The following is a 13681-nucleotide window of genomic DNA, read 5'->3' as shown; positions in this document are numbered from 1 at the left end:
CTATTTTTTACTTGCATAATAATTACTCATTATCGTTACAAAACTCACAATGGTTACGGTACTTAATGGCATAATAATAGCCGCAACCAAAGGCAATAAATTTCCTGTAATGGCAAATGATAATCCAACTACATTGTATAATAAAGACAATGCAAAACTCATTTTGATAGTCGTAATAGAATTCTTAGACAGTTTTAAAAAATAATCCAATTTTGGAAACTCACTGGCATCCAAAATAGCATCACAAGCAGGCGAGAAAACATTTACATTCTCTGAAATAGAAATTCCAACATTACTTTGTGCCAAAGCTCCCGCATCATTCAATCCATCACCTACCATCATCACATTTTTACCTTTTTCTTGTAAATTCTTGATGAATTCTAATTTTTGTTCTGGTTTTTGATTAAAAATTAATTCAGTGCCTTTCGGCAAAAGTTTTTCAAGAGTTGCTCTTTCTCCTTCATTATCACCAGACAAAACTTTGATTTGATACTTATCGCTTAAATTCTTAAAAAGTTCCTCTAATCCTTCTCTATATTGATTATTGAAAATATATTTTCCATAATAAAATCCGTCAATCTTAATATGAACCGAAGTTTGCTGAATGCTATTATCCTCAAATTTTTCTACAAAAGAAGCGGAACCTATTTGAATTTGGTATCCAAAAATTTGAGCTTGGATTCCTTTTCCGGTAATCTCTTCAAAAGCATCAACTTTTACTTTTTTCGTTTCCTCTCCCGATTTGCCTTGCAAGATTACAACAGGTAAATAATCATACAACATTCTGCTCAGCGGATGATTTGAAGCCCGAAGTACATTTTTAATTAATAGTAAATTTTCATCTGAAAGACTCACTCCTTCATAAGATATATTCGATTTTTTATTGGTGGTAATTGTTCCTGTTTTGTCGAAAACAATGGTATCAACTTTCGCCAATTGCTCAATAACCAAAGCATTTTTGAGATAAAATTTCTGTTTCCCTAAAATTCGCAGTACATTCCCAAAAGTAAATGGAGCTGTCAATGCCAATGCACATGGACAAGCAACAATCAGTACTGCCGTAAAAACATTAAAAGCGATATTAGTATCTATAAAAATCCAATATCCAAAACCTGAAAAGGCAATTAATAAAAGAATGGGAGTAAAATAACGAGAAATTCTATCCGTTATCGTTTTATGTTTTTGTTCGACATCTTTCTGAAAAACATCGTTACTCCATAATTGCGTCAGGTAGCTTTGAGAAACAGAATGCAATACTTCCATTTCAATCACTTTACCCATTTGTTTTCCTCCCGCAAATACTTTATCCCCGGAATGTTTGGTAATTGGAATAGCTTCCCCAGTGACAAAACTATAATCAATCTCTGCTTTTTCTGAAATTAAAATTCCATCAACAGGAATTAGTTCTTGGTTTCTAATCAATAATCGGTCACCTTTTTCAACTTCATAAATTGGAACACTTTCTTCTGATGAATCTGTATTAATTTTGGTAATTGCTATTGGAAAATAGGATTTGAAATCTCTTTCGAAACTCAAAAAACTATAGGTTTTGATTTGGAACATTTTCCCCAAAAGCATGAAGAAAATCAGACCGCAAAGACTGTCAAAAAACCCTGAACCATAATCCATTACTATATCAACCGTACTTCGCACAAACATTACAATAATTCCCAAAGCGATTGGTATATCGATATTGAGCATTTTAGATTTGATACTTTTATAAGCCGAAACATAGTAACCGCTAGCCGAATAGAAGAAACTTGGTAACGACAAAGCGAAAATCAGCCAACGGAAAAAACCACGGTATTGATCCAGCCAGAATTCTTTAACTTCGAAATATTCAGGAAAGGAAAGCAACATGATGTTTCCGAAACAAAAAAAGGCAACACCGAGTTTATAAGTCAAACTCCTGTCAACATTGTTCTTGCCCGTTTCATAATTTTCTAAACTAATATAAGGTTCGTATCCAATGGAGCACAACAAATAAACAATCGTTTTTATTGAAACCGTTTCGGGATTGTAAGTGATTCGAACTGTCTTTTCAGGGAAATTGACCTGAGAAGTACTTAATCCTTTTTGAAGACGCTGTAAATTTTCCAGAATCCAAATACACGAGCTACAATGTATATGTGGAATGTTAAGTGAAATAATAGCGGTTGAACTCTCATGGAATTCCAAAAGTTTTGAAACGATACTTTCATTGTCTAAAAAATCATATTTACCATTAATATCTTGTGGGCTTGCTCCAGGTGATGTTTCGAAATCATAATAACAGGTCATATCATTCAGACTGAAAATTTCGTAAACGGTCTTACAACCATTACAACAAAATTCTTTTTCATCAAAAATAATTTCTTCTGCTTTTATAATATCTAAACCACAATGGAAACAGTTTTGTCTGTTCATAATTCTTTGCTCATTTTACCTACCACAAAGGTTATAAATAGATAAAGTTAAAAATATGACATTTGTCATATAAATGCCTAAATTTGTTGAGTTAATATATCCCCTTTCTATTATGAGTAAATGTGAACAATGCATTGTTAGAGAATTCAGTTCTTTGAAAGCACTTTCGAAAAATGAATTATTACATCTTTCTGATTGCAAAACATCTCATACGATAAAAAAGGGTGAAGTTATTTTTGAGGAAGGTGACAATGTGAATGGAATTTATTGCATAAAAGATGGCGTGTGCAAACTAACCAAATTGAGCCCAAACGGCAAAGACCATATCGTTAAACTGGTTACAAAAGGAGAATTATTAGGACAACGTTCGATGATTAGTGAAGAACCCGTGAATTTGAGTGCCGTTGCGCTAGAAGATATGGAGGTTTGTTTCATTCCAAAATCTGAGGTAATGAGTTTCTTTGATAAGAATAATCAGTTTTCGATGAATGTGATGAAAACAATTTGCGAAGACCTAAAAGAAGCCGATGATCATATGGTCAATTTAGCCCAAAAAACAGTAAAAGAAAGATTAGCTGAGACGCTTCTTTATTTGCACGAAACTTTCGGTAAAAATGAAGATAGCACATTAAAAATCCAGCTTTCAAGAGACGAATTAGCCAGCATAATTGGTACCGCTACCGAAAGTTGTATTCGTTTGTTATCTGATTTCAAAAAATTAGGTTTGATTGAATTAACCGGTAAAAAAATCCTTCTGAAAGACATCACCAAACTAAAAAAATTGGCTGAATAATTATCCATTGGGCTATAATTTCTTCGCTTCTTCCCAAAAAACATCCATTTCAGCGAGGGTCATATCCATTAACGGTTTTCCCAACTCCCCTGCTTTGCTTTCCAGATACTGAAAGCGTTTTATGAATTTTTTATTGGTTCTTTCCAGAGCATCTTCTGGGTTTACATTAAGAAATCTGGCATAATTAATCATTGAAAATAAAACATCACCAAATTCGGCTTCAATTTTATCCTGATCCCCCGCCTCAACCTCAACTTGTAGTTCCTCTAATTCTTCCTGCACTTTATCCCAAACCTGATGCGATTCTTCCCAATCAAATCCGACTCCTTTCACTTTATCCTGAATTCGGCTTGCTTTCACCAACGCGGGTAAACTTTTTGGCACTCCTTCCAAAACTGATTTTTTACCTTCCTTGAGTTTTAATTTTTCCCAGTTTTGTTTGACTTCTTCTTCATCTTTTACAACTACATCACTGTAAATATGTGGATGACGATGAATGAGTTTATCACAAATTTCATTGCAAACATCGGCCATGTCAAAATCATTGGTTTCACTTCCAATTTTGGCATAGAAAACAATATGCAATAACAAATCCCCTAATTCTTTCTTTACTTCGCTAAAGTCATTATCTAAAATAGCATCGCCCAACTCGTACGTTTCCTCTATGGTAAGATGACGCAGCGTTTGCATGGTTTGCTTTTTATCCCAAGGACATTTCTCTCGCAAATCGTCCATGATATCTAATAGTCGTTCGAAAGCCTGAAGCTGAGTTGTTCTTGAATTCATTATGCAATTGGTTTATGTAAAAATAAAAAAATCCTCCTAAGAAATCATCTTAACAGGATTAAATATAATTTATTAACGTGTAATCTTTTATTTTTTTGCTGGAGCTTTTTTAGCAACTGCTTTTTTTGCCGGAGCTTTCACTTCTGCTACCGCAACAACTTCTTCTGCAGCTGGTGTTTCTTCCGTCGCAACAGTAGCTGCTACTTCATCCGTAACTAATCCTTTTGCCTGAAGCATATTGTACCAGTTTAAAACTTTCTTAATATCTGATGGATATACTCTTTCTTCATCATAATCGGGTAAGATTTCTTTGAAATATGCCGTTAGTTTAGCATTATCTTCTTTATGCGAAATCGCTGGGCCTTTGCTCTCTTTATCGGCAATTTTTTGCATGATTTCAGCTAATAGTTTTTCGCCTTCATACGTATAAATTGAAATCTCCGACAATAAACTCACATTGCTTTTTAAGTTTACTGTGATTTTTTTTCCGTCTAATAATGATTCTGCAACAAACCCCGTACGTGTTTGTACTTTTAATACATATAAACCTGGTTTCCCAGAAATGGCTAATATTTTTTCTAAATTCATGTTTTTCTAATTATAATTAAGAATTCAATTTATTTTTACTTTTTCATTAATGAACTAAAACCATACCAATATTAAAGAATAATACTAGTTTATCTTCCTTTTTTGGCAAAAAATTTCATTCGGTAATCTTGAAATGTTTTTCCTTCAAGGATATTTTTCAGTTTCTTTTGAATCAATCGTTTTTTTAATGACGAGATTTTATCGGTAAACAAAATTCCTTCAATATGATCGTATTCATGTTGTATAACTCTGGCTATCAATCCGTCAAAAACTTCGGTTTTCATCACAAAATCCTCTTCGCAGTACTCGATAGTTATGGTTGGATTACGATAGACATCCTCACGAACATCCGGAATACTCAAACAACCTTCGTTGAAACACCATTCTGTACCTTCTTCTTTTATCATTTTTGCATTGATAAAAGTTCTTTTGAATCCTTTAAGTGCATTTTGTTCAGCATCTTCCAGATCTTCATCATCGCTAAAAGGAGTTGTATCGATTACAAATAAGCGTACTGCCAATCCTACCTGTGGTGCAGCAAGTCCTACGCCATAAGCATTATACATGGTCTCATACATATTAGCAATTGTTTCATTCAAGTTGGGATGTTCTGGTGAAAGAACTTCTCCTGTTTTTCTTAAAACTGGATCGCCATATCCTATAATTGGTAAAATCATTCGTGTTGTATTAAGTATTATCTACTGAAATTGGAATATGTTCCCTTTTAATTCAGTTTGCAAAAATAGTAAAAAAATAGACAATGAATAATCCTCCGTTAATTATTAAATAATATTTACAATTTAGAACAAAAGACCTCCATTTATTCATTGAATAATTCATACAAATCTTACCTTTGTAAGCAATCCAATTGTATGATTTACAAAATCCGAAAATTTACCGATAGTACCTATTTTACCAATGCTATAAAAGTTACCATTGCAGCGGTTATTCCGGTTGTGTTATTTTCTTTTTTGGGTAAATTTGAAATGGGTTTTGCAATGGCTCTCGGTGCTTTTTTTACCTATCCCAGCGATATTCCAAGCAGTCTGAAACATAAAATTAACGGTATTCTTGTGACTGCTTTTTTAGTTGCAGGCATTAATTTGATTGTTAATATTATATATCCCTATTCGTGGATTTTTTTTCCTTTTTTGGCGGTATTAATTTTCCTTATAGCAATGATTTCTGTTTATGGACAACGAGCCACCATGGTTTCTTTCTCTGGTCTCATTGCCGTTTCATTAGCATTTGCAAGCATCAATACCGGTTGGGCAATGCTGCTACATTCCGGATTAATTCTTGCCGGCGGTTTATTCTATCTGTTAATTTCACTTATTTTTCATTACATCAGACCGCATCGATATATCGAATTACAAATTGCAGAATGCATCAAGCTTACTGCTAAATATTTGAAACTGCGAGGCGATTTGTGGATTTTGAATGCTGATAAAAAATCAATTATTGAAAAACAACTACACCTTCAGGTTGAACTTAATACCATTCACCAAAACATAAGGGAAGTATTGATCAGCAGCCATAGAACTTCCGGTTCTTCCAATCAAAACCGAAAGATGCTTATCGTTTTCATTTCATTGGTAGAAATACTTGAACTGGCATTATCCACAGCATTCGACCATGACAAATTGCATCAAAAATTCGATGATCATCCAAAGGTTTTGCTCACCTACCAAAGTTTAGCATACAATCTAGCGGCTAGTTTAAAGCAATTATCTAAAAGCGTCAAAAAACGCTCGAAGTACATTTCCAAACATACTTTACTGAGTGATTTGAATGCTTTACAGCTTGCCATTGCAGATTATGAAAATGATTTGGGAAAAACTACTGCTTCCGAAGGTGTTTTTATGTTGACGACCATGCTCCAATATGCTGAAAAGCAAGTCGAAAAAATAAAAATTGTAGAACGCGCTTTTACACTAGCTTTTAATTCCCAGGATTTTAAAGGAATCGATACCGATTTAGAAAAATTCCTGACACCACAATATTACCCGTTGAGCACTTTGACACAAAACCTGAGTTTCTCTTCTACAATTTTCAGACATTCTTTGCGATTAACCATAACATTGATGGTTGGTTTTATTATTGGAAAATTTTTACCGTTTGACAATGTATATTGGATTTTACTGACCATAATTGTAATTATGAGACCTGGTTACGGTTTGACAAAAGAACGTTCTTTTCAACGAATAATCGGTACGGTTATAGGCGGATTGATTGCTTTTGGAATTCTTTTCCTGGTAAAGGATAATATTATTATCAGTATTCTTTCCATTCTTTGCATGCTGTTGGGATTCTCTTTTACGCAAATAAACTATAAAGTGAGTGCCGCGTTTGTCACCATGTATGTCGTTTTTATTTATGGAATCGTAACGCCTAATATTTGTGATTTAGTTCAATATAGAATACTGGATACGGTTGTTGGCGCCGCTTTAGCTTTTCTTGCCAATCACTTTCTATGGCCTTCCTGGGAGTTTTTAAATATTCCCGTCTATTTAGAAAAATCGATTAGGGCAAATCAAAATTACTTGAAGGAAATCTCTATCTTTTATAACAAGAAAGGTTCCGTTTCTACTTCATACCGATTAGCGCGAAAAAATGCTTTTATCGAAATTGGGAATTTAATGGCTTCGTTTCAAAGAATGATCCAAGAACCTAAATCAAAACAAAAACAATTGCCACAAGTCTATAAACTGGCGGTTCTAAACCATTCGTTATTGTCCTCGTTGGCTTCTTTGGGTACTTACATCCAATCGCACAAAACCACAACCGCTTCCGAGGCGTTTAATGTAGTGGTCGACACTGCAATTAAAAACTTAGATAATGCCATTGCACTCTTGAAAGAAACCAATTTAGAACTAAAAGAAAACATTCCGCTAGAAGATTTAGCGATGCGATTTACAGAGCTGAAGAACATCCGGGAAAAAGAATTAAAGCAAGGGATTCCAATCGATGAAGAGGCGTTTCAACTGAAAATGCAGGAAGCGCAATTGGTCATAGAACAATTAATTTGGTTAACTAATTTATCAGAAAATATTTTGAAAACGACAAAAATATTAAAGGATTCATAAAGAAAAAGGCACTAAAATCAGATAAAATCTAAAATTCAGCGCCTTTTATTTATTTCTAAATTTCTAATTATTCAGTTTCAAAACGGTAGCGGTTTCTTTTCTGATTTCCATTAATAAATCAGGATTATCATTTAATTTCTGACCAAAAGAAGGAATCATCGTTTTTAATTTTTCCTGCCAATCCGGCGTTTCAAATTGATCCTTAAAACACCTTTCAATCAAATCAACCATAATAGAAACAGCAGTGGAAGCTCCGGGAGAAGCTCCAAGTAAAACGGCTAATGAACCATCGGCAGTCGTAATCACTTCGGTTCCAAACTCCAGAATTCCACCTCCTTTTACATCTTTTTTAATCACTTGCACACGTTGTCCTGCTCGTTCTAAAACCCAGTCTTTAGATCGTGCACCTGGAACATATTCTCTCAAGGCATTAATTCTGTCTTTAGGAGACTGACGTACTTGCTCAATCAAATATTTTGTAAGGGGAATATTCTTGATTCCGGCGGCAATCATAGGAATGATATTATCCGTTTTTATGGACAAAGGCAAATCAGAATAGGAGCCATTTTTTAAAAATCGAGTCGAAAAACCCGCGAAAGGTCCGAAAAGCAATGCTTTTTCTCCATTTATCATTCGGGAATCAATATGTGGTACAGACATAGGTGGTGCGCCTACGCTAGCTTTTCCATATACTTTAGCCTGATGTTTGGCAATCACTTCAGGATTGATACATTTTAGCCATTGTCCGCTGACAGGAAAACCTCCATATCCCTTTCCTTCTGGAACGTTTGCTTTTTCTAATAACGGCAATGAACCCCCACCAGCACCAATAAAAACAAACTTAGGATATGCTTTTTTTGTTTGGCCTGTAGCCAAATCAGTAATTTTTATTCTCCAGGACTTATCTTCTCTTTGTTTTAATTTTTGAACTTCATGATTAAAATGAATCGTAACACCTTCTAATTTTGTTAAATAACCAAAAATACTTCTGGTTAACTCTCCAAAATTCACATCTGTGCCAATTGCCATTGAAGTAGCAGCAACTTTATCTGAATCCTTTCTGCCTTCCATAACCAAAGGCATCCATTTCTTTAACTCAGAAAAATCAGTACTGAACACCATTTGCTTAAAAAGAGGATTCGAATGTAAAGCCTCAAATCTTGTTTTAAGGTATTCTACATTTTTTTCTCCCCAAACAAAACTCATGTGTGGAATGCTTTTAATAAAATTTTCAGGAGATGAAACTTTTTTCTGTTGGACTAAATAAGCCCAAAACTGTCGGGAAACTTCGAAAGATTCCGCAATACTAATTGCTTTCTTGGGATCAATAGTGCCATCAGCACTTTGAGGTGTATAATTGAGTTCACAAAAGGCAGAATGTCCGGTTCCGGCATTGTTCCATGCATCAGAACTCTCGGCAGCGGCAATATCTAATCGCTCGTAAATTTCAATTTTTATATCGGGTTGCAGTTCTTTTAGGAGTAAACCAAGAGTGGCACTCATTATTCCAGCTCCTATAAGAACTACATCACTATTTGTACGAATGGTTGTATTAGGCATAACAAAAATTTAAAGTGCAAAGATACTTCATATGAATGCAAAAAAAACCTTAAATTTTGTGTGAAAAGTTACATAATTACGAAAACGTTTTAGAAATTTATTTTTCCAATTTAGAACAATTTTCGAGTCAAATAATCTTGTAACATTATGGTTGCCGAAATTTCATCTATAAGCGCCTTATTTTGGCGTTGTTTCTTTTTAAGCCCGCTATCAATCATCGTTTGCAAAGCCATTTTTGAAGTAAAACGCTCATCTACCCGAATAACTTTCATCTCCGGAAAGTGATTCGTAAAATGCGTTACAAAACCTTTGATCATGGAAGCACTTTCTGAAGGTTCACCATTCATTTGTTTGGGTTCACCAATAAGAACGGCTTCTACTTTCTCTTTGGAAAAATAATCTTTCAAAAAAGCAATTGCAGTAGCGGATGGGATCGTTGTTAGACCCGAAGCTATGATTTGCATTTCATCGGTAACGGCTATTCCGGTTCGTTTTTGTCCGTAATCTATGGAGAGAATTCTTGGCATTTATAAGGAGTGTTTGTGTTTAATAAAACCGAAGACAGAAACGGAGTTTTCCTCAATATCAATATAATAAACAGCAGTATAACCTTCAAAAACATAAAATCTTATATTTTCGTCGTTATAATATCTCGATTTCTTAAAAAGAAAAGGTTGTTTTAAATCTTTTCGAATACTTCGCAATAAATCATTTTTAAACTTTCTAGCTGCGACTGGCTTATCTTTCAAAATATAATAAACCTGACTATTTAATTCAAACAAAAATTCATCCTGAAACTTAATTATCATACTTAGAAATTGTTTCTTCAAGTATCGCATCTACTTCCTCAAAAGTATAAAATTTTGCTGTTCCGTTTTTAATCTTAACCAAAGCAATATCCAATCTTCTCTTATTTTCATCAAAATCAGGATCTTCCTGAAATATTTTCAGTTCATCTGATGAAAACGAACTCAATAACTCCAGAATTTTAGCTTTTATTTTTGGTTGAAATTCTAATCTAATTGTTTCCATAATCCTTTTGTTTAATATACAAAGATATAACTTTTTGCAAAGTAAAAACCAAATCTTACTACTTGTAAAAAGACCATTAAACAAGAAGTTAAATCTGTAACATTTTCAGAACATTTTCCTTTTTTGCTTTTGGTTAAAAATCCTATCTTTGTCAAAAATCTATCTAAAATGAATCCATTACAACCGATTATAGAGCAAGCTTGGGAAAACCGTGCTTTGTTACAAGAAACTACAACCACTGATGCAATCAGAGAAGTTATTGAATTATTAGACACCGGAAAATTGCGTGTTGCCGAGCCAGTTGATCCCGAAACTTCTGGAGGTTGGCAAGTAAACGAATGGGTTAAGAAAGCGGTGGTTATGTATTTCCCTATTCAAAAAATGGAAACATGGGAATCTGGAATCTTCGAATACCATGACAAAATGTTATTGAAAAGAGGTTATGCCGAAAAAGGAATTCGTGTGGTTCCTAATGCTGTAGCACGTTACGGAGCTTATATTTCAAGCGGTGTCATTTTGATGCCAAGTTATGTAAATATTGGTGCTTATGTTGATGAAGGAACAATGGTCGACACTTGGGCAACCGTAGGAAGTTGTGCTCAGATTGGTAAAAACGTACACTTAAGCGGTGGTGTTGGTATCGGCGGAGTTTTGGAACCTTTGCAAGCGGCTCCGGTAATTATTGAAGATGGTGCATTTATTGGTTCCCGTTGTATCGTAGTTGAAGGCGTTCACGTTGGGAAAGAAGCAGTTCTTGGTGCCAATGTTTGCTTGACTGCCTCAACAAAAATTATTGACGTTACAGGTGAAACTCCTATTGAAATGAAAGGATTTGTTCCTGCTCGTTCGGTTGTGATTCCTGGAAGTTATACAAAAACGTTTCCAGCTGGAGACTTTCAAGTTCCTTGTGCATTAATTATTGGAACACGTAAACCTTCAACGGATTTGAAAACATCTTTGAATAATGCCTTACGTGAATACGACGTAGCGGTGTAACAAATACTAAAAATAAGAAAGAATGAATATTGGCTTTGAAGCAAAAAGAATTTTTCATAATAAAACAGGACTTGGCAATTATAGCCGTGATTTAATACGCTTACTCAGCCAATATTCTCCTGAAAATAATTATTTCTTATACAATCCTAAGCCTTCAGATGCAAAACTATTTGAAGCCAATAATACTAACGTTTTTGAAAAAAAACCATCATCTTCTTTTTACACTAAATTTTATAATTTATGGAGACAAAAAGGAGTTGTAAAGGATTTAACGAAAAATGGCGTAACCATTTTTCATGGTTTATCAGGCGAAATACCTCTTGGATTACGTGCTAAAAACATTAAAAGTGTAGTTACAATTCACGATTTAATATTTGTGAGATACCCACATCTTTATTCTTTCTTTGATAGAAAAATACATTTTTACAAATTCAAAAAAGCGGCTCAACAAGCAGATTTAGTTATAGCGATTAGTGAACAAACAAAAAATGATATCATTGAGTTTTTAAAAATTGAGGAGTCAAAAATAAAAGTTATTTATCAGGGATGCCATGCAGTTTTTAAAAAAGAGTTTTCAGACGACGAATACAAAAAAGTTATTACTAAATTTAATTTACCTAAAGAATTTATTCTTAACGTAGGTACAATTGAAACTAGAAAAAACATTCTTTTAGCTGTAAAAGCAATAAAAAACATAGATACTTGTTTAATTATCATTGGCAAAGAAACTGCTTACACAAACGAAATTAAAAACTATATTTCTGAGTATCATTTAGAAAACAAAGTTATATTTCTAAAAGGATTAAGCCTTCAGGAATTGGCAATACTGTACAAACTAGCTAAATTTTTTGTTTATCCGTCATTATATGAAGGATTTGGAATTCCTATTATTGAAGCATTATATTCAAAAACTCCTGTAATAACAACTCGTGGTGGCGTTTTCCCGGAAGCTGGCGGACCAAATTCTATCTATATCGATCCAACAAGTGTTGCTGAAATGGAAAAAGCCATTCTGAAATTACTACAAAATGATGATTTGTGCGAAGAAATTACCCAAAAAGGTTGGGAATTTGTACAAAAATTTAATGACGGAAATATTGCAAATGAGTTTATGGAAATTTATAAAAGCTTAGAAAATTAAACATAAACTACACTAACAGCTTTTTCCATTTTATTATTTCATTTTTAAAATCTAAGTCACTAATCCTCTTTTGTGCATTTTTCCCCAATTCAGTACACAATAAACGATCTTGAATTAATTTTTCAATAGATAATGCTAAACTGAGCGCATCATTTAATGGCACAAAGAAACCCGTTTGATCTTCAAAAATAATATCTTTCAAACCGCCATCACTTTTTGTGGCAACTAATGCATTTCCAAAATAAGCAGCTTCGGCCATTGCAAGTCCAAATCCTTCACAATTAGAAGTACTTACAGCTATACTACTTTTAATTAATTGCTCTTCAATATTTTTCACATTGCCATAAAACAAAACGTCTTGAACTTTATTCTTTTCAAAAACAGACTCCATTATTGTTTTTAAGGGTCCATCACCTAAAATCTGTAATTTCCATTCTGGATATTTATCGGCAAGTAACATCCAAGTTTTAACGATAAGCATCGCATTCTTATGCTTATGTGTTAATCTTGAAACAAATGATATTATTTTTTCTTTTTCTGAAAACAAATTATAGTAATTTATTTTTTCGAATAATAATGGATTATATATCGTAATGATTTTTTGACTACTGTAATCATTTAGATTGTATAAATCTTTTATCTCTTGTTCTGCACCATGGCTAACACAAACAAAACCATCTTGTGCCAGTTGAATCACTCTCTTTAATTTGTTCTTTTTAAAAGGGTAAACAATTTTAGAAAACAACCATTTAAACATTAAAATAGGGTTTCTAATTAGATCTTCTCTGAAAATATATATTTTTAAATACGCATGTGGAGAACCATGATAATGTAAAATAGCTTTACAATTTGCCTTTTTTGCTGCTTTTAAAACGGCTAAAGCAATTGTCATGTTATCCCCTTGAAACAAAATTGTAGTGATATTATTTTCTTGTAAAACTTTAGTAATACTTTCAATTAAACTTCTTTTTGAAATTGGATTAACAACATGAACTTTTAAATGAGATGCGTAATTAATTTCAGGGTACTCATTAACACTGTATAAAGAAATAATATGATTAAAATCTATATTATTTTCTTGAAACAAAAAAGATAAGTTAGCATTGACTTTTTCAACCCCTCCTGTTACAGAATAATCAATCAAAAAAAAGGCTCTATTCTCTACAGGCATAAGTTTATTTTTAATATAAATACAAATGTATCTAAATTTAATTTCAATAAAAACTCATAAGTTATGATTTAAATTTTAAATTTAAATTTTAAATTTGAACTCTATTATTTTAATTCAGATTA

The 13681-nt window shown here is 33.2% G+C and carries 13 protein-coding genes; 4 read left to right on the top strand and 9 right to left on the bottom strand.

Annotated elements, in window-relative coordinates:
- Positions 1-2406, bottom strand: coding sequence for a heavy metal translocating P-type ATPase (locus tag ACFX5E_RS07780; RefSeq protein ID WP_379854624.1), 2406 nt, complete (start codon positions 2404-2406; stop codon positions 1-3).
- 112 nt (positions 2407-2518) lie between these two features.
- Here ACFX5E_RS07780 and ACFX5E_RS07775 point away from each other — a divergent pair, with 112 nt between their 5' ends.
- Complete coding sequence (locus ACFX5E_RS07775; protein WP_379854623.1) at positions 2519-3199, top strand: Crp/Fnr family transcriptional regulator; 681 nt, start codon at positions 2519-2521, stop codon at positions 3197-3199.
- Between the two features lie 12 nt (positions 3200-3211).
- Here ACFX5E_RS07775 and mazG read toward each other — a convergent pair whose 3' ends face one another.
- The 3 genes from mazG to def form a co-directional block, all read right to left on the bottom strand.
- The gene (gene mazG / locus ACFX5E_RS07770; RefSeq protein ID WP_379854622.1) at positions 3212-3985 is read right to left on the bottom strand and encodes a nucleoside triphosphate pyrophosphohydrolase; all 774 of its coding nucleotides are present in this window, start codon (positions 3983-3985) and stop codon (positions 3212-3214) included.
- 87 nt (positions 3986-4072) lie between these two features.
- Positions 4073-4573 carry a DUF5606 family protein gene (locus ACFX5E_RS07765; protein WP_379854621.1) on the bottom strand — a complete coding sequence of 167 codons (501 nt, stop codon included), beginning with the start codon at positions 4571-4573 and terminating at the stop codon, positions 4073-4075.
- Between the two features lie 89 nt (positions 4574-4662).
- Positions 4663-5250, bottom strand: a complete 588-nt coding sequence (gene def / locus ACFX5E_RS07760; RefSeq protein WP_379854620.1) for a peptide deformylase — start codon at positions 5248-5250, stop codon at positions 4663-4665.
- A 195-nt stretch (positions 5251-5445) separates the two neighbouring features.
- Here def and ACFX5E_RS07755 point away from each other — a divergent pair, with 195 nt between their 5' ends.
- Entirely contained in the window at positions 5446-7659 is a 2214-nt protein-coding gene (locus ACFX5E_RS07755; RefSeq protein ID WP_379854619.1) for an FUSC family protein, read from the top strand.
- Between the two features lie 63 nt (positions 7660-7722).
- On the opposite strand, the gene ACFX5E_RS07750 is transcribed toward ACFX5E_RS07755, so the two are convergent.
- The 4 genes from ACFX5E_RS07750 to ACFX5E_RS07735 all read right to left on the bottom strand — a co-directional run bounded on the left by ACFX5E_RS07750 (position 7723) and on the right by ACFX5E_RS07735 (position 10251).
- A complete protein-coding gene (locus tag ACFX5E_RS07750) occupies positions 7723-9219 on the bottom strand; it encodes a malate:quinone oxidoreductase (protein WP_379854618.1) in 1497 nt (498 codons plus the stop codon).
- A 110-nt stretch (positions 9220-9329) separates the two neighbouring features.
- Complete coding sequence (gene ruvX, locus ACFX5E_RS07745; protein WP_379854617.1) at positions 9330-9746, bottom strand: Holliday junction resolvase RuvX; 417 nt, start codon at positions 9744-9746, stop codon at positions 9330-9332.
- On the bottom strand, positions 9747-10028 hold the full coding sequence (locus ACFX5E_RS07740; RefSeq protein ID WP_379854616.1) for a type II toxin-antitoxin system RelE/ParE family toxin: 282 nt from the start codon (positions 10026-10028) through the stop codon (positions 9747-9749).
- Positions 10018-10251: a hypothetical protein gene (locus ACFX5E_RS07735; protein WP_379854615.1), complete on the bottom strand. Its 234-nt coding sequence runs from the start codon at positions 10249-10251 to the stop codon at positions 10018-10020. The genes ACFX5E_RS07740 and ACFX5E_RS07735 overlap by 11 nt, the downstream gene beginning before the upstream one ends.
- Before the next feature lie 168 nt (positions 10252-10419).
- On the opposite strand from ACFX5E_RS07735, the gene ACFX5E_RS07730 reads away from it, so the two are divergent.
- Both ACFX5E_RS07730 and ACFX5E_RS07725 read left to right on the top strand, forming a co-directional pair.
- Positions 10420-11247: a 2,3,4,5-tetrahydropyridine-2,6-dicarboxylate N-succinyltransferase gene (locus ACFX5E_RS07730; RefSeq protein WP_379854614.1), complete on the top strand. Its 828-nt coding sequence runs from the start codon at positions 10420-10422 to the stop codon at positions 11245-11247.
- A 22-nt stretch (positions 11248-11269) separates the two neighbouring features.
- Positions 11270-12388 carry a glycosyltransferase family 4 protein gene (locus ACFX5E_RS07725; protein ID WP_379854613.1) on the top strand — a complete coding sequence of 373 codons (1119 nt, stop codon included), beginning with the start codon at positions 11270-11272 and terminating at the stop codon, positions 12386-12388.
- A 7-nt stretch (positions 12389-12395) separates the two neighbouring features.
- Here the strand turns inward: ACFX5E_RS07725 and ACFX5E_RS07720 are convergent, their stop codons facing one another.
- Entirely contained in the window at positions 12396-13559 is a 1164-nt protein-coding gene (locus ACFX5E_RS07720; RefSeq protein WP_379854612.1) for a glycosyltransferase, read from the bottom strand.
- Positions 13560-13681 lie beyond the last annotated feature (122 nt).

The organism is Flavobacterium xylosi (assembly GCF_042787345.1).
GTDB lineage: Bacteria > Bacteroidota > Bacteroidia > Flavobacteriales > Flavobacteriaceae > Flavobacterium > Flavobacterium xylosi.
Note: the sequence above shows the minus strand (reverse complement) of the source record. Positions and strands in the feature narration are given on the sequence as shown.